Genomic DNA, 17,498 nt, shown 5'->3' on the forward strand with positions numbered 1-17,498 from the left:
CGCAGGTTCTGCCAGAACTCGTCGAGATCGGCCGCCTCCGGATACCGGCCGCTGACCCCGATGATCGCGATGTCACCGTCACGCACGGGTGCCGGTTCCGGGTCGGTCACGGCCGCGACGGCAGTCGTCCGCCGGGGAGCCGTGTCCGGCAGGAGACGGGTCGAAAGACCGGTCAGCTCCACACACACCCGGCCGTGCTCGTCGAGGACGGTGACGTCGAGGCGGGCCGTGCCGTCGCCGGTGTCCGAGCCGGGCTGGTGCCGGATCCACGCGTACGCCGTGGTGGCGGTGGCGGCGACGGGCTGCGCGCGGTCCAGGGCGAACGGCAGGGCGAGCCCGGCGGACCGGCCGCCGGCCGCCTGGTCCAGCCACAGGCCGAGGGTGGCCTGGAGGGCGCCGTCGAGGATGCTCGGGTGCATCAGCGCGCCGGCGCCGAGCGGTTCCGCCTCGGCCGGCAGCCGCAGCTCGGCCAGTACCTGGGGCCGCCCCTCGGCATCGGTGCCGGTGCGCAGCCCGGTCACGGAACGCTGGGAGGGGCCGTAGGCCATGCCCATGCGGTCGTACAGCCCGTACAGCCGCTCGGCCGGGTGGAAGGTGTCGGCGCAGGCCGCGCGCAGTTCGCCGAGGAGCGGCGTCCGGCCGGCGCGGTCGGGGCCGACGGCCGCGCGGCCCTGGCCGCAGAGTGTGCTCTCGCCGTTCTCGCCGACGCTCTCGATCTCGTAGGCGCAGCCGCCCGCCGCGGAGGTGCGCACCCTGACCCGCAGTATGAGCCCGTCGGGGCCGCAGACGGCAGGCCGCAGCCACACCACGTCGGTGAGCCGGACGGTGGCCGCGTCGCCGTGTCCCAGCGCCCGGGCGACCGCCACCCGCGCCATCTCCAGGTGGGCGACACCGGGCAGGATCCGGTCGCCGTGCACCTGGTGGTCCCGCAGGAACGGCTCGTCGCCGGTGAAACGGGTTTCGTACGTCGTCACGTCCCCGTCGACCTCACCGGCGGTCCCGCGGAGCAGCGCGTGTGACACCGGTTCGGCTGCCGCCGCCGGGGTGCGGTGCTCGGGTGTCAGGTGCGCCGCGAGGGCGTTCAGGGTGCGGTGCTCGCGGAGGACCGCCGGGGCGAGGGTCAGCCCCAGGCGCGCGCCGACGCGGTCGGCGAGGCGGGCGAGTCCGGTGACGTCCAGCCCGAACTCGGTCAGCTCGGCGTCCGCGTGCACATCGGCGGCGTCGACGCCGAGGAGGGCGGCCACTTCGTCGGTGAGGGCGGCCCGGATGCCGCCGGGCACGTCGTGACCCGCGGCTGCGATCGGCACCGCCGCGGTGGCCGGGGAGGACGGCAGGTCGGGTACGGCGGGCGCGACGGCTTCCGCCGTGGCGGAGGCCGAAGTGACGGTGGCCCCCGGAACTAGGCCCGACGAAGCGGGCGTCGCCGGCGCCGGGACGGACGCCTCCGCTGCGGTCCCGGTGACCGGAGTGCCCGCGGGAACCTGCGTCTCCAGCCACTCCGCCAGCTCAGCGATCGTCCGGTACTCGAACATCACCGTCGGCGACAACTCCACCGACAGCCGCTCCTCCAACTCCGCCACCAACGACAGCAGATCCGCCGACGCCAACCCCAACTCGTAATAACCCGAGCCGACATCGACCCCGTCGACGGCCACCCCCAGACGTGCCGCCACCGCCCCCCGCACCACACCCACCAGACCACCCGGCGACTCGGCAGGCGCCGCCGGAGCGGGCGTCGCCGGGACGGACACCTCCGCTGCGGTCCCGGTGACCGGAGTGCCCGCGGGAACCTGCGTCTCCAGCCACTCCGCCAGCTCAGCGATCGTCCGGTACTCGAACATCACCGTCGGCGACAACTCCACCGACAGCCGCTCCTCCAACTCCGCCACCAACGACAGCAGATCCGCCGACGCCAACCCCAACTCGTAATAACCCGAGCCGACATCGACCCCGTCGACGGCCACCCCCAGACGTGCCGCCACCGCCCCTCGCACCACACCCACCAGACCACCCGGCGACACGGCAGGCGCCGCCGGAGCGGCAGGGAGCGGACCGGCAGGTGCGGGGGCGTCCCCGCGTACGTCCAGGGCGGCCGCGGCGTGGATCCGCTTGGCGACGAACCGGCCGACCTCGGCCACCTTCGCGCCCTCGGCGTCGTAGAACTCCACGACCAGCCGGATCAGTTCATCGTCCCGGCGAACGGAGTCGGCGGGGACGCGGACGTAGCAGCGCCCGCCGAGCGATCCGGCGGCGCGGAACTGTTCGAACATCAGCGGCAGGTACAGGCCGGGGCCGTCGTTGTCGCCGTGCAGCATGCCGAGGGCGACGCCACCGCCCAGCAGGCCGGCCTCGAAGAGCGCGGGGTGGAAGAGGAACCCGGCGACGGACCCCTGGTGCTCGGGGGCGAGTTCGAGTTCGGCGACCCAGTCGCCGGTGCGGTGGTGGACCACTCCCCGGAGCTTCATCAGTCCCGAGTGGTGCAGGTCGTACTCGCGGCACCAGGTGTAGATCTCGTCGAGCGTGGTGCGCCGGGTGGCGCCCTCGACGGGCAGCGCCAGCCGTTCACCGAAGGTGACGCGTGGCCGGCGGCGCACGTTCGCGACGGCGTGCAGGACCTCGGCGGTGTCCTCGGGGCGGCGGCTGCGCACCTCGACCCGCCAGCCGCCGTGCGCCGCGGGACGCCCCTCGACCGTGGTCAGCACCCGTTCCCCGGGCCCGGCGACCAGCGGGGCGAGAATGGCCAGATCGCGCAACTCCACTTCCGGCATGGGATGTCCGTGCCGGGCCAGGACCTGCAGGACCAGATCCACATAGCCGACGCCGGGCAGCAGGCTGCGGCCGTACACGACGTGGCCGTGCAGCAGCGGGTTGTCGGCGGTGACGGCGAAGGTCTCGGTGAAGGTGGTCGTCTCGATCATCGGTGTCCGTCCAGAAGGAGCGTCAGGCCGGCGGGGCGGCCCGGCGGGGCCCGGCCGTCGGAAGGCAGCCGGAGTTGCACGAGCGGGGGTGTCCGAGTGCCGTCTCCGGCAGACCGGGGCGCGGGCGGGGGCGGAGCGGGACACGCGGTTCCCGGCGCACTCGCGGCATCCGTGCCGGTGCGCTCAGCACAGGGCGACGGCGGTCAGAAGCAGTCCGTCGCGGCGCAGCCACCGCCCGGTCACCCGGGGGACGGCCCGGCCGGCGGCCATCGGCGGGGGCACCAGGAAGCGTGCGCCGAACCGGCCTGCGCCGGCGATGTCCACCCGTACCGCGTCGAACCCGAGCATGCGCCGGGCGAGCGGGAAGGAGACCTTGTACACGGCCTCCTTGCAGCTGAACAGCAACCGGTCCCAGGAGAGGGCCGAATGCCGTGCGGCGAGCCGGCCGACCATGGCCCGCTCCTCGGGCAGCCCGATCATCTCCAGCACGCCCTCCGGGAGTGGCTCGTCCCGTTCGGCGTCGATGCCCACGGAGTGCACGCGACTGGTCCGCGCGACGGCAGCGGCGCGATATCCGGCGCAGTGCGTCATGCTGCCCACGACTCCGGCCGGCCAGCGTGGTGCGCGTTGTGGTCCGGGGGGCAGGGGGAAAGGGGGTATTCCGAGGTCACCGAGCGCGGCACGGGCGCAGTGCCGTACCGTGGTGAATTCCCGACGCCGGGCGGGAACGGCCCCCATCACGGCCGCTTCCTCTTCACTGAAGAGATGATTGCCCCGGTCGTCTTCGAATGCTTCCGCGGAGGCCACTTCCCGCGGAAGTATCTCCTCGATCACTTTCTCCCCCAGTTGTTTCTTCCCACCCCTGCACCACACGGTGGAGCTCTTGCGTCACCAAGCGGTGAGCGAGAAGCGCTCCCCGAGGTCGCGGGCACCGATCGCGAAATCCCTGATCCGTTCCGCCTTCTCGACCATCTTGTCGTCGCCGGCCTTCTTGGAGATGGCGATGAGCCATTCGTAGGTCTCGCTGGGGTGCACGTCGTAGGTGAAGTGAACCTTGGAGAGCAGGAAGAGAATGTCCCGGAAATTCTCCCGCTCGATGACATCGGCCAGCGAGCGGAGCCGTTCCGCGTGTTCCCGGGTGAACGGCTTGCGGTCCGGGAGTTCGGGGTTCTCACCGGGGGCGTAGACGGAGGCGTCGGCGAACGCCTCCTTCTCGTCGAAGGACCCGTTGAAGGCGAGGTCGACGCAGAGCGCCTGCCGGCTGATGTCGGAGAAGTTGACGGCGGAGTGGACGGCCGCCGCGTCCAGGAACCAGATCTCGCCGGGCCGCATGTGGATGACGGTGTCGTCGTCCGAGTGGAAGGCCAGCGGACTGTCCTCCAGGACCATGAAGGTGCGGAAGTACAGGTCGAGTTCACGGTCGAGCTCGACGAAGTCGCGGTGCGGGATCACGATGGCGTTCTTCAGATTCCGGGTGCGCGCCATCTGCAGCCGGTCCTGGTCGTAGACCGTGGTGATGATCTCGTCGAGGTAGGGGACGTGCTCGGCGTGCCGGGTGGGCCGGGCGGGCGCGCCCTCCAGGTCCCGGTAGAGCAGGTCCTCGCTGCCGCCGCTGGCGTTGTACAACGGGATGTTCTTCCAGAACCCGTTGCTGAACTCGTCGTACTCCTCCTCCACAGTGGGGACCGCGGCGAGGTAGTCGAGGTCCTTTCTCAGCCGCTCCTGGTCGAGTTCGATGCGGCCGAGTATGTGGGAGCGCATGCGTCGTCCTCCGTCGTGGCAAGGTAACCGTGCGGACCGGCTCAAGCGTGATGCGGGCAAGGGAAATTCAATATTCATCTGCTTTTGGTGGATGGGCAGGCGGAGGCAGACGCCATGGCCTTCCTGGTCAGCAACCAACGCCAGGTGTCGGAAGTTGAATGGTGAGTGAACGGCGTGATGACACGCCTCGCCCTAAGTCGCTCTCGCGCCCACGAAATCCCCCGTTGCCCCTGCGATCACGGTCGATTCACTCAGGAGAGGATCGGAACCGTGATCGAATTGAGTTCGAGCTTAGAGCAGCCTCTTCTGAGCCGTCAACCGTTCCTTGACCATCTAACAAGTGGCCGGCCGCCCCCTATACGGCATCGAAACAAGTCAGCCGTCGAATTCACGCCACTCCCCGCACGGCCCCGCGGCCGCGCACGCTTCCTTCCTCCGGACGCGCCCGGCCGCCCTCGCGACACGTCGGGCCTGCTGGCCGCTGCCTGCACCGGGCGCCCGCCGGCGGAAGCTGGACCACCACCCCAGGCACCCGCATGACCGCCGCCCGCGCCGACTGGGTCGAACTGGCCGTCGACCTCGGCACCGCCACCACCTGGCAGGCCACCTTCAACGACGGAGGCGGCGTCCGGGACAACGACAACGGCGCGAATTGTTCGCTCACCAAAGACAGTTCACGGGTCAAGGACCACACCGTCACGGCGAGCACGACCGACCCCTGCGCGGCCGCCGAACCCGACGAAGGTCGGCACGGACGGCCCGTACCTGAAATAGTCACCGGACCGGCGGCACGGCGCGCCGCCGGCCCGCGGCAGGGAACCCTGAGCGAACACCGGTTGCGGACCGGATCCCCGGGTACAGCGATGGAATATGGGTTGTCCCCGCAGCACCCGGATCTTACTGAAAGTGATGTTTTCGTGACTCTTCCCGGCGGCGACGACGACCGCGCCTGGAGCTCGGGTGACGATCCGAGCGCCGACGCGCAGGTGATCGCCGATGCCGTGGAGCGTCTCGCGAACCTCTGGTCCGTCGCCGCCCAGGAGGCGGCCGTACGGCTGTCCCTCCACCAGTTGCGGGCACTCCGGGCGCTGCAGAGGGCGCCGGATTCGAACCTCACGGGCCTGGCGGAGAGTCTCGACATAGGGCTGCCCACCGCCAGCCGGCTCTGTGACCGGCTCGAGGCGGCCGGTCTGCTGGAGCGCGAGCTGCACCCGCACCGGCGCCGCGAGGTGCAGCTCAGGCTGACCGTCCAGGGGCGCCGGGTGCTGGCGGACGTGGCCCGCCGGCGCACCCAGGCCCTGGCCGGCGTGCTGGCCACCATGCCACCCGCTGAGCGGTCGGCGCTGGTCCGCGGCATGCGGGCCTTCCTCGGCGCCGGGGGCGAGACGTCGTCCCGGCCGCCGGAGACGCCGTAGCGTCAGTGGCCGGGACGTGCCTCGGCCGGCTCGCGTCCCGTCCAGTCGAGGCAGACGACGGCGGCGTCGGCGAGGAGGCCTTCGTCGCCGACGTGTTCGATCAGTCCGGCGACGACCGACCGTGCCGCCTCGTGCGGCTGGGTCTGCCGGGTCGCGCCCAGGATCTGGCGGAGCACGCCTTCCCCGAACACCTCTCCGGTCGCCGACCGGGTGCTGTGGACGCCGCTGCTGATGGCGACCAGGCGGTCGCCCGGCTCGACCTGGAAGGTCTGCTCCTCGTAGAGGGTCTCCTCGAACATCCCGAGCGGTAGCTGGGCCTCGAGCTCGACGCGTTCGATGCTCGTTCCGCGCTGTCGGTAGAGCTGGGGCGACCCGGCGTCGACGGCGTGGACCGTGCCGGTGTCCAGGTCGAAGCGGAGCAGCAGGGTGGAGGCGTACGACTTGCCTCCGTACTGGGAGAAGAGTGCCTGGTCGGCGAGGCAGGCCTGGTCCGCGAGGCCGATGCCGGCACGGCGGGCGTTGCGCAGCGCGCTCACGGCGAGGTTCGCGAGCAGGGAGGCCTCTATGCCCTGGCCCATTCCGTCGCTGACGGTGAGCGTGAGGTGGTCGGCGCTGGTGGACCAGTCGAAGTTGTCGCCGCCGATGGCGTAGGCCGGCTCCAGGTGGGCGCCGATGACGTACTCGTCCCGGGCGCACCCGCGGCCCGGCAGGAGTTGCCACTGCATCTCGGCGGCGAGGGTGAGACGGCGGGTGCGGCGGGCCTGGAGGTACAGGTCGGTGTCCCGGCCGGCGGTGGCGACCTCATGTCCGAGGCCGGTGGCGAAGTCGCCGAGCCGCAGCACCGTGCCCGGGTCGGGACCGGAGCCGGGGACCCGGACGGAGAGTACGCCGAGGCGGTCGCCGCGGACGGTGATGGGCAGGTGGACCAGCTGCGTGGCCGGATCGGCGGTGACCTCCACCACGGGGTTCTGGGTGGTGAAGGCGGTGCCGGCGGGGCCGTCGTGGGCGGACACCGGTTCGCCCGTCAGCGGCAGGTGGGTGACGGGCTGCAGGACCGTCAGGCCGTAGTCGGCGAGCAGGAGCGTCACGTCCCGGGCGCCGAAGCGCTCGGCCAGCAGCCGGCCCGCGGTGGCCACCAAGGCGTGCGGCGGTGCCGAGCGCAGCTCGGCTTCCGCGGACGGGACCGGTTCGGCGGCATTCACGGCGTCTCCATCCTCTTCCCATGTGACCTCCACGCTATCGCTCCCGCGCGTGCAGCGGCCCCCGGTGTCAGGACGGAGCGGTGCGGCAGAGCAGGATGCAGACGTCGTCGTCGCGTTCGGAGTCGTGCACGAGGGGCTTGAGCAGCGACTCGGCGCACCCGTCCAGGTCCGCCAGCGTGGACTCGTCGAGTGCGGCCAGGGTCCGGCCGAGCAGTTCGATGCCCGGGTCGATGCCCTGGGCCCGCCGCTCCACCAGGCCGTCGGTGTACAGGACGAGCGTCGAGCCGGGCGGCAGTTCCGCCGTGTGGTCCTCGTACTCGAACGGTATGGGCACCCCGAGCATGACGCCGGGTCTGCTGTCCAGCACGCGCACGGTGCCGCCGGGCGCGCGGACCAGGGCCGGGGGGTGTCCGGCGGCGGCCCACACGACCTGGGGTTCGCCGGGCCGGAAGCGGGCGATCACGGCGGTCGCGTAGAGGTTGGGCTGCTGGTGGCGCAGCATGCGGTGCAGGCGGGTGAGGATGCGGGCGGGGCTGTCGTCCTCCAGCGCGTAGGCCCGCAGGGCGGTGCGCAGCTGGCCCATGATGACGGCGGCGCGCAGCCCGTGTCCGGTGACGTCGCCGACCACCGTCAGCACACTGCCGTCGGGGTGCGGGAAGGCGTCGTACCAGTCGCCGCCTATGTTGAGTCCCCGGGTGGCGGGGAGGTAGCGGGCCGCCAGTCGCAGCCCCTCGGCGGAGGGCAGGTCGGTGAGCTGGGCGCGTTGCAGGACTTCGGCGGTGTCCCGATGCTGTTCGTAGCGGCGCGCGTTGTCCAGGGCGATGGCGGTGCGGCGGGCCAGTTCGACCAGCATCACGCTGGTGTCCGCGTCGAAGCGGTCGCCGGGCGCGGTGAGGGTGAGCACGCCCGAGATGCGGCGCACGGTGAGGGGGATGCTCAGCAGCGGCCGGTCCGGGGACAGCGCGGAGGGCGGCAGGTCGTCGGCGCCGGGGAGCGAGCCGGGGCGCGGTCCGGCGTGCTGGGGACGCTCGTGGCGGGCGGCCGCGACCGCCGCGGCGGAGTGGACGTCGTCCGGGCCCGCCGGTTCGTCGAAGAGCCATAGGTCGACCCCGCTCGCGTACTCGGGGACGAGCAGCTCCGGGAGGCACCGCAGGATGTCCTCCTGGTCGAGGGACGCGGTCACGGCCGCGCTGGCGTCGGCGAGGAAGGTGAGCAGCCGTCGGGCCTTCTCGGCCTCGCCGCGGGCGGCTCGTTCGGCGTCGAGCAGTGCCCGCTGGGTGCGCGCCGCGGCGTCGAGTTCGGCGTGCAGGGCCAGCACGCCCTGGTTGGTCTGGTGCAGTTCCTCGCGGTGGAGGCTGAGCTGCCGCTCCGTCTCGTCCAGCCGGCGCAGGATCGCCGCGGTCTCGGCGTCCGCCGCCAGGACCGCTTCCGCGAGCGGGGTGTCGTCGGGGCCCGCCGGGCGGGCGTCCGGCCCGGTCACGTTCGTCCGGTCGGGGGGTCGCAGGCCAGGACGGCCACGCAGGTGTCGTCGCGTACGGGGCTGGCGGCGCTGCTGGCGTCCCGCAGGACGGTCGCCGCGACCACGGCCGGGTCGTGGCCGAGGAGACCGGGGTCCTCGGGCGGCACCCACCGGCTGGGCAGTCCGTCGCTGTGCAGCACGAGCAGACTGCCCGGCCGCCACGGCAGGCGGTGCACGGGTATGGTCGCCGGGAACTGGGCGCCGACGATGCCGGGGTGGGAGACGAGGTGCTCCCACGAGCCGTCGGTGTGCAGCCGGGCGCCGATGTTGCCGACCCCGGCGAACGCCAGTTCCCCGCTGTCCGTGTCCAGTTGGGCCACGGCGACCGCGGCCCCGCGGGTGGGCCGCAGGGCGGGGTGCATGAGCCGCAGGATCTCGTCGGGCGGCAGGTGCCCGGCGCTGTGCAGGGCCTCGACCGCCGCGTCGGAGGCGTGGGCGGCCCTGGTTCCGTGGCCTAGGCCGTCGGCGAGCATCAGGGTCGTGCGGGAGTCAGACCAGGCGCAGCTCCAGGTGTCCCCGGAGTGGTCGGCCCGGGCGAGCGGGATGTTGATCCCGCCGGCCGCGCAGGCGTCGCGGGTCTGCCGCTGCCCGGGGTTCTGGTGGACGCGGGCGACGGCGACGGTGCCCCGGCGGGTGCTGTACAGGTCGAACACGTCGGCGATGCGCCGGCAGGTGCCCAGGCCGGCGCCGAGTGACGCCTCGCTGGTGGTGTGGCCGTCCCGCAGCGCCGCGGCGACGTCGGGGATGCCGGGGCCGTGGTCGAGGGCGGCGATCTGCACCGCCGGGCCGCGGGCGTCGGCCGTCGCGCGGTCGACGAGGTCGATCAGCACGGTGCCCCCGCCGGCGTGCTTGAGCAGGTTGGTCGCCAGCTCGGTGGCCACCAGCGCCGCGACCGCGGTGCGGTGCGCGTCGAGGCGGGCGTGGTAGCCCGCCTCCTCGGTCGCCACCCGGACGTCCCGTACGCGGGTGGAGTCGTGCACCGGGACGGTCCAGACGCGTGTCATCCGGCCCCCGGACGGGCGGTGGGCGCGCCGGTCACCCAGGCGACGAGGGTCACGACGGTGCCCTCACCGGGCGTGGTGTCGATGGTGAACTCGTCCACCAGCCGCCTGGCTCCGCTGAGGCCGAGTCCGAGGCCGCCGCCGGTGGTGTAGCCGTCCGTCGTGGCCAGCTCGACGTCGCGGATGCCCGGGCCGGTGTCGATGAACGACAGCCGCAGTCCGCGCGCCGGCGCGTCGGTCACCGGGGTGATCCGCGCCTCGCCGCCACCGCCGTGGATGAGGGTGTTGCGGGCCAGTTCGCTGGCCGCGGTGACGAGTTTGGTCTGCTGCACGAGCCCGAACCCGAGTTCGGCCGCGAACCGCCGCACCTGATGGCGGACCCATGCGAGGTCCGCGTCCGAGCCGATGGGCAGGCTCGTCGCGGTGGCGGGGTCGGGGGCCGGTGTCATGTGCGCCCCGCGGCTTCGCCCGGCCCGTGCGCGGAGGCGTCCTGCTTGAGCAGCTCGAAGGCACGGTCGACGTCGAGCGCGGTCACCACGCCGGGCAGGGTCAGGCCCAGCTCGACCAGGGTGATCGCCACCGCGGGCCCCATCCCGCACAGGACGGTACGGGCGGCCAGCAGACGGGCGTTGGCGGCGATCTCCGCGATGACGCGGCCGAGGAAGGAGTCGACGACGTCGACACCGGAGACGTCGATGACCACACCGGTGGCCTCGCCGTGGGCCACGCGGTGGGCGATGTCCTGCTGGAGCTGCTCGGCCAAACCGTCGTGCAGCTCCCCCTGGAGGGAGACCAGCAGAGTGCCCCCCAGCGCCAGGACCGGCACCGCGGCCAGGCTGCCCGGCAGGGGGGTGGGGATGGTCATCGCGGACTCACACCGGCCGTACGGCGGGAGACCTCGATGCCCTGCCGGGTGAGGGCGTAGGCCAGGGCGTCCGCCAGCGAGCTGCGGGTGACGACCGAGCCCAGGTCGATGCCGAGGTGCACGATGGTCTGCGCGATGGCCGGGCGGATGCCCGAGACGACGCACTCGGCACCCATCAGGCGGGCCGCGGCGACCGTCTTCATCAGGTGCTGCGCGACGAGCGAGTCGACCGTGGGCACGCCCGTGATGTCGCGGATCGCGTACCGGGCCCGCTGCTCCACGATGGCCTGGAGCAGCGACTCCATGACCACCTGGCTGCGGGCACTGTCCAGCGTGCCGATCAGGGGCACCGCGACGATGCCGTCCCACAGGCTGATCACGGGGGTGGCCACTTCGAGCAGTTGCTCCCGCTGCCGCGCGATCAGCTCCTCGCCCGCGTTGACCGTCGTCTCCATGATCACCAGCCGCAGGGTGCCCATCAGGACGGTGAGGGCCAGCAGGACGTCCCGCGCCTCGTCGCCGGACGGGTCCTGGACCTCGGCGCGCAGCAGCTCCGCGGTCACCGTCCGCAGGCCCGCGGCCTCGTCCGCGATCTGGGCGGGGCTGGATCCGCTGCGGGCCCGGGAGGCGGCCATGCGCCCGAGCTGCTCACGCGCCGAGTCGAAGCCGGGGGCCGCGACGTTCTCCAGCCTGCCGGTCGAGGCCACGTCGGCGAGGGCGTCCACCACGGCCTTGCAGGCCTCCACGGCCTCGTCGCGGGAGACGGTGAAGACCGTCCGGAAGAGCGGCGCGTCCGCCCACCGCTGGGCGATCTGCTCGCGACGGCGCTCCAGGAAGGCTCCCAGCTCCCGCGCCACCGTCTCGGCCGCCGCCTGCTCCGACACTCGCATCAACCCCCTTTGGAACAGGCCGGCGCACCAGGTCCGGCACACCTCGGCCAATTATTGCCTCATGACAAACATTAACGCCGCATGCGCCCAGGGACCGACACAGCATCGACACATTCACGCTCGCACCGCCGGTGGCACGCGCCTGCCGCGGCTCAGCGGCCGCGCCAGTCCAGGCAGACGACCAGGGCGTCGTCCTCCGGGGCGGGCTGTCCGCGATGGCCGGTCAGTTCCCTCAGGATGGCACGCGGCACCTCGGCGGCCGGCAGCAGGCGGGTGGACAGGAGCGCCCGGGCCAGCGCCGCGTCCCCGTACGCCTCGCCCAGGGGTGAGGCGACCTCGTAGACCCCGTCGCTGACGAAGACCAGCCGGTCGCCGGGCTCCACCTGGAACTCCTGGATCACGTAGTCGGTCTCCTCGAACATGCCCAGCGGGAGCTGAGCCTCGAAGGTGACGCGCTCGACCACGCCGTCGCGCAGCCGCAACAGCTGCGGTGACCCGGCGTCCACCACCTTCGCCCGGCCGGTGGCGAGTTCGAAGTCGAACATCAGCACAGACAGGTAGCAGCGCCCCCGGTAGTGGGCGTACACCGCCTGGTCCGCCAGCGCGGCCTGGTCGGCCAGGGCGATACCGGCCCGCCGGGCGTTGCGCAGGGCGTTGATGGAGAGATTCGTCAGCAGGGAGGCCTCTATGCCCTCCCCCATGCCGTTGGTGACGTAGAGCATGAGGCGGTCGGCCGTGGCGGACCAGTCGAAGTTGTCGCCGTAGATCGCGTAGGCCGGCTCCAGCTGCGCACCGAGTTCGAACTCGGGCCGGGCGCAGGATCGGCCGGGCAGCAGCTGCCACTGCATCTCGGCCGCCAGCGTCAGCCGGTCCTTGCGCCGCGCCTGCAGGTACACGTCCGTGTCGCGTTCGGCGACGACCACCTCGTGCCCGAGCACCTCGGCGATGTCCGCAAGCTCCCCCAGCACGTCGGTCGGGACGTCCCCGTCCGGCAGGGCGACCGACAGCACGCCCAGCCGGTCCCCGCGCACGGTGACGGGCAGGTGGACCCGCGCGGAGCCGCCCTTGGCGCCCTCCACGAACGGCTCCTGGGCGCCGAAGGCACGGCCGACCGTGCTGTTGTGCAACGACACGGGCTCCGCTGTGTGCGGCAGCTCCGACACCGGCTGCAGGACGGTGAGACCGTAGTCGGCCAGGAACAGCTCGACGGACTCCGCCGCGTACTCCTCGGCCAGCACTCGGCGCACGGCGTCGAGCAACTCGTCCGGGGCCGCCGTGCGCAGAGCACGCTCAGCGGTCACAAATCTGTTCACGATCTTAAATACACCCATCCTTCGGCGGACATTTCCGGTTCCCGCCCGGGCCGAGCCGTGCCGGCCGTCCGAACGTTCTCTTGCCAATACCGGCACCTAGTACGCTGGCAACCGTCCCAGGTGCCTGCGAGAGTGTGACGGTGACTGTCTTCCGCCCCCGCCCAGAGCCTGTCGAGGTCGCCCACCTGACCTTGACGGCCGTGGAGTTGCTGGAAGTTTTGTGGGGCCGGGCGTCGACCGCGCCGGCCTCTCCGTCCCAGATGCGCGTGCTCTTGATGCTCGAGCACCAGGACGGCATCAATCTGCGCACACTCGCCGATTCTCTCGCCTCCACGCCCCCGTCCACCAGCCGGCTCTGCGACCGGCTGGTGGCCGCAGGCTTCGTCGAGCGCGCGATCAGTCCCGCCGACCGGCGCGAGGTACGGCTGCATCTCAGCAACCGCGGCCGCGCCTTCCTCGGCGATCTGCGCGCGCGCCGGGAGAAGGAGCTGCAGGCGGTGCTGGAGCACATGCCCGCCGCCAAGCGGACCGCCCTCCTCGAAGGCCTCGAGGCGTTCTGCGACACGGCGGCGGCGCAGATACACCACGACGCCCCGCGGGCCGGGGACCGGACGGCCTGAACCCAGGGCCCGGCCACCGATCGCTCCGGCAGGACGGGGCTCGAGTGGCCGGCACACGGAGCGATCTCCGCCCACCCAGACATTGCGGATCCTCCCCCGTGCGGTACGACTGGGCTACTTTGTTGCCTCGCGGCCATAGTTGTCAAACGACAACTGTTGGGGAGTGCGGTGCGAAGGACCCGTGACGGGGGAAGTGGACGCGCGCATCGCGACCACGAGGACCCGCCGGCCGTCCGGCCGGCGGGTCCCGGACGTCAGACGGTGCTGAGCATGCCTTCGCGCAGCCGGCCCAGGAGACGGGAGATCAGCCGGGAGACGTGCATCTGGGAGACGCCGAGCCGCTCGCCGATCTGGGCCTGGGTGAGTTCCTCGACGAAGCGCCAGTGGATGATCTTGCGGTCGCGCTCGTCGAGCTCGGCGATGAGCGGGGCGAGGGAGTGGAAGTCCTCGATCAGGCCGAGGGCGGCGTCCTCGTTGCCGATGAAGTCCGCGAGCGCGGCCTCTCCGTCCTCACTGCCGCCGATCGTCGCGTCCAGGGAGGCCGAGGTGTAGCCGTTGGAGGCGAGCTGGGCCTCGACGACCTCGCTCTCCGGCAGGCTCATCAGCTCGGACAGCTCCTTGGTCGTCGGCGTCCGGCCCAGGCGGCTGCGCAGTTCCTCATTGGCGCGGGCGAGCTGGACGCGGGCCTCCTGAAGTCGGCGCGGGACGTGCACGGCCCAGGAGGTGTCGCGGAAGAACCGCTTGATCTCGCCCACGATGTAGGGGACGGCGAAGGAGGTGAACTCGACCTCGCGGGACAGCTCGAACCGGTCGATCGCCTTGATCAGGCCGATCATGCCGACCTGGACGATGTCCTCCATCTCCTCTGCGCCCCGGCTGCGGAACCGGCCGGCGGCGTAGCGGACGAGGGACATGTTCATCTCGATCAACGTATTACGGGCGTACTGGTATTCGGGCGTGCCCTCCTCCAGCACCGTCAGCCGGTCGAAGAACTGCTTCGACAGCTCACGCGCGTCCTTCGGTGCGATCCTGGAAGGGTCCGCGATCTCCGGAACGCCCACCGTCTGCCCAGCGGTCCGTACGGCCGTCGTCACCATCCTGCGCCCCTCCATGTCGATCATGCCTTCCCGCGCCGGTACATCACCCGGCAAGCAGGCGCATACCCCGGCCATCGGGAGGCATTCCTCGAATTTTCCTCAAGTCTCGCCCGCCCCTCCACCAGTCTCACACCTTCCTTCACCTGGGCCACACGGCTCGGTCCGTGCCGGTGCAGGTGCGCCCACGCGGGTGCGGCGACGTCCGCACGGCCGACGGCCTCGAGGACGCCCACGGCTGATCACCTGGACGTACGGTCGGGCCGTGCGCGGACGCGGTGGATGATCCCGGCCTCACCCGCTTGATCACGCTCGGCCCTCGGCGGTCCGCTCCTCGAGAACGGCGGCGAAGGCCGAGGCGATGAGGGCGACGGCACGGTCGTCGTCCTCGGCCAGCCGGCGCAGGGCCTCCCGCGCGGTGGTCCCCGGCAGCTCGACCAGCGCCTGGGTCAGGCGTATCCGCGTCGCGGAGTTCGCGGCGGGCGCGGCGAGGTGGCCGACCAGCGCGGTCAGGATCCGGTTCCCGCAGCCGGGGTCGCGGGACAGCGTTCCCAGAACCTCCGCCGCGTCGACGTCGTTGGCGCCCTCGACCACCATGCCGACGAGCGCCGGCACGGCCGCGGCCTCGCCACGCCCGCCCAGCGCCAGAGCGGCGTGCCCGCGCACCGCCGTGTCCGGGTCCCCGAGCGCGTCCGCGAGCACCGCTGTCGCACCCGGGGCCTCGGGCATCTCCGCGAGCGCGAGCACCGCGCGCCGCCGGATGTCGACGTCCTCCGAGTACGCGCCGGCGGCCAGCGCCGCCACGCCGTCGCCGCCGGACCGGGCGAGCGCCCAGCGCAGCGCGCCCGCGACGTTGGGGTCGGATTCGGCCAGGACCGCCCGGGCCAACAGCTCGGCGGGCGCGGGCGGGCCCTCCGGCCGGGTCAGGACGGCCTGTTGTCTGCGCGCGGCACTGGCCGAGTCGAGCCCCTGCATGAGTTCGACGATGCGCAGGACGTCCTGCCAGCCGGTGGGCGCCGAAGCGTCGACCGCGCGAAGCCGTTGCAGCAGCTCGCGTTCCCGCTCCAAGCGGTCTTCCGTCCACCGGATGAGGTCACCGACCAGGGCGGACGGTGTGAACGCGGGGTCCTCCAACGCGCGCCCGATCTGCTTGAGCGAGAGGCCGAGGGACCGCAGGCTCTCCACGTGGAAGATCCGGCGGACGTCCTCGGCGGAGTACTCGCGGTAGCCGCCGACGGTGCGACCGGTCGGCCGGACCAGGCCCAGGGCGTCGTAGTGCCGGAGCATACGAGTGCTCACCCCCGAGCGACGGGCGACTTCGCCGATCAGCACTGCGCGGTCTCCACGCTCTCACCGGCTTTCTTCCCGGCCGCGACGGCTGCCGCTCGGGCCGGGCCGAGTGCGACGACCCGCTTCGCCTCCTCGACAGCCGCGTCGAAACCGGTCTCCGGATTCCGCCGGAGCAGCTCGGTGGCACGAGCGTGCGTGGCCACGACCGGGTCAGGGTTCGCGGCGGCCGTCTCAAGGAAGGGCGCGGTCACGTCTCCGAGGTCGACCAAGGCCCGGCTCAGGCTCAGCCGCACATCGCGGTCACCGCGGCCGAGCTGCCTCACCAGTTCGCCGGTCAGGCCCTCCTTCTCGTCCTCGGGCGCGAGGACCACCGCGACGCGCCACGCGGTCCGCGCGACCTCGTCGTCGGCGTCGCGCAGCATGTCGCGCGTGATCCAGGCCCACGCTCTCCCGTCGCCGATCTTGGACAGCGTGTGCAACGCCTGACTGCGGGCCTCAGAGCGCCCGGAGTCGAGTTCCCGGCGAATCCTGGGCAGGGTGATCTCCGGTGAGAGACGGGTCAGCGCCCAGGACAGCATGTCGCGCACGTAGAAGTCCGGCTCGACCGCGCAGCGCTCGACGAGCGTCTCCAGGATGCCGGGGCCGGGGTTCGTACCGGCCGCCAGGGCCGCCTGAAGCCGGACCGACGAGTCCTCGGCGCGCAGGGCGTTGGCCACGCGGGTGCTCCGCGGGGTTCCGTCTTTCGCGTTGATCTGGACCACCTCCTGCACCCAAGGGACACCTTGTCACCATGTCAAGGTCAAGTCCCTGAGTGCCGCAGGAGCGTGAGGAAGTCTCCGAGGGCGGTCGCGACGGCGCCGGGGGCCTCCACGGGGAGCAGGTGACCGGCGGCGGGAACGGTGGTCATGGCCGCGTGCGGTATGTGCGGCAGGAGGCACTCGCGCAGGACGCGCGGGGGTTCCACCAGGTCCTTCTCCGCGGCCAGCACGGTCACCGGGACGTCGATGCCGCGTACGGCGCGTGTGATGTCCCGCGCGATCCCGTGCAGCGGCCACTCCCGCCGGGCCTGCGCACCGGCGGCGAGGCTGTCGCGCACCGCGGCGGCGCGCACCGGGGCGGGCAGCGGTGTGGCGGTCAGGACGTGGTCGAGGGCGTGCCGCACCGTCTCGGGCGAGTCGTACGCGTGGGACAGACCCCGCCGGTACTCGTCGGTGACGGTGGCGGGGGGCCGAGGCGGTGCGGGCGCGACGAGCACCAGGCCGGCCAGACCGGCCGGCCGGCGGGCCGCGACGAGCTGACTCGCCTTGCCGCCCATCGAGTGACCGACGAGGACGAACGCTCCCGACACGCACGCGTCGACCACGCGGGCGAGGTCGTCGGCGAGTTGGTCGAGGTGGTAAGGCCCGGGCAGCGCCCGCGAGGTGCCCCAGCCGCGCTGGTCGAAGCGGACCGTCGCCTGCCCGGGCGGCAACCGGCCGATCACGCCGCTCCAGGTGTCGGCGGAGCCGCCCCAGTAGTGGACGAACACCAGCGCCGGCCCGTCGAGGCCCGCCACGCGCACGTCCAGGGCTCCGCCCGGCACGGGAACCGGCATTGTCGTTTCCGTCATG

16 protein-coding genes and 1 pseudogene are annotated in these 17,498 nt (G+C 72.4%); 3 read left to right on the forward strand and 14 right to left on the reverse strand.

The window, feature by feature from the left end; all coding sequences use genetic code 11:
- From ACZ6B1_RS31360 to ACZ6B1_RS31370, 3 genes are all read right to left on the reverse strand, one after another.
- Positions 1–2,918: phosphopantetheine-binding protein (locus ACZ6B1_RS31360; protein ID WP_468783924.1), on the reverse strand; the 2,918-nt coding region annotated here is incomplete at its 3' end.
- Between the two features lie 183 nt (positions 2,919–3,101).
- Positions 3,102–3,791, reverse strand: coding sequence for a 4'-phosphopantetheinyl transferase family protein (locus tag ACZ6B1_RS31365; RefSeq protein ID WP_468783926.1), 690 nt, complete (start codon positions 3,789–3,791; stop codon positions 3,102–3,104).
- Between the two features lie 15 nt (positions 3,792–3,806).
- Entirely contained in the window at positions 3,807–4,679 is an 873-nt protein-coding gene (locus tag ACZ6B1_RS31370) for an aspartyl/asparaginyl beta-hydroxylase domain-containing protein (RefSeq protein ID WP_468783928.1), read from the reverse strand.
- Between the two features lie 386 nt (positions 4,680–5,065).
- Between ACZ6B1_RS31370 and ACZ6B1_RS31375 the strand changes: the two are divergent.
- Both ACZ6B1_RS31375 and ACZ6B1_RS31380 read left to right on the forward strand, forming a co-directional pair.
- Positions 5,066–5,395, forward strand: a pseudogene (locus ACZ6B1_RS31375) (carbohydrate binding domain-containing protein); the annotation flags it as partial.
- A gap of 147 nt (positions 5,396–5,542) precedes the next feature.
- Positions 5,543–6,094, forward strand: a complete 552-nt coding sequence (locus ACZ6B1_RS31380) for a MarR family winged helix-turn-helix transcriptional regulator (protein ID WP_468784220.1) — start codon at positions 5,543–5,545, stop codon at positions 6,092–6,094.
- A gap of 2 nt (positions 6,095–6,096) precedes the next feature.
- Here the strand turns inward: ACZ6B1_RS31380 and ACZ6B1_RS31385 are convergent, their stop codons facing one another.
- From ACZ6B1_RS31385 to ACZ6B1_RS31415, 7 genes are all read right to left on the reverse strand, one after another.
- Complete coding sequence (locus ACZ6B1_RS31385; RefSeq protein ID WP_468783930.1) at positions 6,097–7,296, reverse strand: PP2C family protein-serine/threonine phosphatase; 1,200 nt, start codon at positions 7,294–7,296, stop codon at positions 6,097–6,099.
- 67 nt (positions 7,297–7,363) lie between these two features.
- Positions 7,364–8,776: a PP2C family protein-serine/threonine phosphatase gene (locus ACZ6B1_RS31390; RefSeq protein WP_468783932.1), complete on the reverse strand. Its 1,413-nt coding sequence runs from the start codon at positions 8,774–8,776 to the stop codon at positions 7,364–7,366.
- Positions 8,773–9,819 carry a SpoIIE family protein phosphatase gene (locus ACZ6B1_RS31395; RefSeq protein WP_468783934.1) on the reverse strand — a complete coding sequence of 349 codons (1,047 nt, stop codon included), beginning with the start codon at positions 9,817–9,819 and terminating at the stop codon, positions 8,773–8,775. Before ACZ6B1_RS31395 ends, ACZ6B1_RS31390 begins: the two co-directional genes overlap by 4 nt.
- Positions 9,816–10,265 (reverse strand): ATP-binding protein, encoded by a 450-nt coding sequence (locus tag ACZ6B1_RS31400; RefSeq protein ID WP_468783936.1) that lies wholly within the window; start codon positions 10,263–10,265, stop codon positions 9,816–9,818. The genes ACZ6B1_RS31395 and ACZ6B1_RS31400 overlap by 4 nt, the downstream gene beginning before the upstream one ends.
- Positions 10,262–10,681 carry an STAS domain-containing protein gene (locus ACZ6B1_RS31405; RefSeq protein WP_468783938.1) on the reverse strand — a complete coding sequence of 140 codons (420 nt, stop codon included), beginning with the start codon at positions 10,679–10,681 and terminating at the stop codon, positions 10,262–10,264. Before ACZ6B1_RS31405 ends, ACZ6B1_RS31400 begins: the two co-directional genes overlap by 4 nt.
- Entirely contained in the window at positions 10,678–11,571 is an 894-nt protein-coding gene (locus ACZ6B1_RS31410) for an STAS domain-containing protein (protein WP_468783940.1), read from the reverse strand. Before ACZ6B1_RS31410 ends, ACZ6B1_RS31405 begins: the two co-directional genes overlap by 4 nt.
- 152 nt (positions 11,572–11,723) lie before the next feature.
- Positions 11,724–12,902, reverse strand: coding sequence for a PP2C family protein-serine/threonine phosphatase (locus tag ACZ6B1_RS31415; RefSeq protein ID WP_468783942.1), 1,179 nt, complete (start codon positions 12,900–12,902; stop codon positions 11,724–11,726).
- 167 nt (positions 12,903–13,069) lie between these two features.
- On the opposite strand from ACZ6B1_RS31415, the gene ACZ6B1_RS31420 reads away from it, so the two are divergent.
- Positions 13,070–13,504, forward strand: a complete 435-nt coding sequence (locus tag ACZ6B1_RS31420; protein WP_468784222.1) for a MarR family winged helix-turn-helix transcriptional regulator — start codon at positions 13,070–13,072, stop codon at positions 13,502–13,504.
- A gap of 254 nt (positions 13,505–13,758) precedes the next feature.
- On the opposite strand, the gene ACZ6B1_RS31425 is transcribed toward ACZ6B1_RS31420, so the two are convergent.
- The 4 genes from ACZ6B1_RS31425 to ACZ6B1_RS31440 all read right to left on the reverse strand — a co-directional run bounded on the left by ACZ6B1_RS31425 (position 13,759) and on the right by ACZ6B1_RS31440 (position 17,497).
- The gene (locus ACZ6B1_RS31425; protein ID WP_468784225.1) at positions 13,759–14,601 is read right to left on the reverse strand and encodes an RNA polymerase sigma factor SigF; all 843 of its coding nucleotides are present in this window, start codon (positions 14,599–14,601) and stop codon (positions 13,759–13,761) included.
- A 303-nt stretch (positions 14,602–14,904) separates the two neighbouring features.
- On the reverse strand, positions 14,905–15,930 hold the full coding sequence (locus ACZ6B1_RS31430) for a MerR family transcriptional regulator (protein WP_468783944.1): 1,026 nt from the start codon (positions 15,928–15,930) through the stop codon (positions 14,905–14,907).
- The gene (locus ACZ6B1_RS31435; protein WP_468783946.1) at positions 15,924–16,658 is read right to left on the reverse strand and encodes a HEAT repeat domain-containing protein; all 735 of its coding nucleotides are present in this window, start codon (positions 16,656–16,658) and stop codon (positions 15,924–15,926) included. Before ACZ6B1_RS31435 ends, ACZ6B1_RS31430 begins: the two co-directional genes overlap by 7 nt.
- A gap of 29 nt (positions 16,659–16,687) precedes the next feature.
- A complete protein-coding gene (locus ACZ6B1_RS31440; RefSeq protein ID WP_468783948.1) occupies positions 16,688–17,497 on the reverse strand; it encodes an alpha/beta fold hydrolase in 810 nt (269 codons plus the stop codon).
- Position 17,498 lies beyond the last annotated feature (1 nt).

This window comes from Streptomyces sp. NPDC041129 (assembly GCF_055592265.1).

Coding starts and splice junctions, on each gene's coding strand:
- ACZ6B1_RS31370 (WP_468783928.1), bottom strand. CDS start 4,679: ATGCGCTCCCACATACTCGGCCGCATCGAACTCGACCAGGAGCGGCTG.
- ACZ6B1_RS31380 (WP_468784220.1), top strand. CDS start 5,543: ATGGAATATGGGTTGTCCCCGCAGCACCCGGATCTTACTGAAAGTGAT.
- ACZ6B1_RS31395 (WP_468783934.1), bottom strand. CDS start 9,819: ATGACACGCGTCTGGACCGTCCCGGTGCACGACTCCACCCGCGTACGG.
- ACZ6B1_RS31400 (WP_468783936.1), bottom strand. CDS start 10,265: ATGACACCGGCCCCCGACCCCGCCACCGCGACGAGCCTGCCCATCGGC.
- ACZ6B1_RS31405 (WP_468783938.1), bottom strand. CDS start 10,681: ATGACCATCCCCACCCCCCTGCCGGGCAGCCTGGCCGCGGTGCCGGTC.
- ACZ6B1_RS31410 (WP_468783940.1), bottom strand. CDS start 11,571: ATGCGAGTGTCGGAGCAGGCGGCGGCCGAGACGGTGGCGCGGGAGCTG.
- ACZ6B1_RS31415 (WP_468783942.1), bottom strand. CDS start 12,902: ATGGGTGTATTTAAGATCGTGAACAGATTTGTGACCGCTGAGCGTGCT.
- ACZ6B1_RS31425 (WP_468784225.1), bottom strand. CDS start 14,601: ATGGTGACGACGGCCGTACGGACCGCTGGGCAGACGGTGGGCGTTCCG.
- ACZ6B1_RS31440 (WP_468783948.1), bottom strand. CDS start 17,497: ATGACGGAAACGACAATGCCGGTTCCCGTGCCGGGCGGAGCCCTGGAC.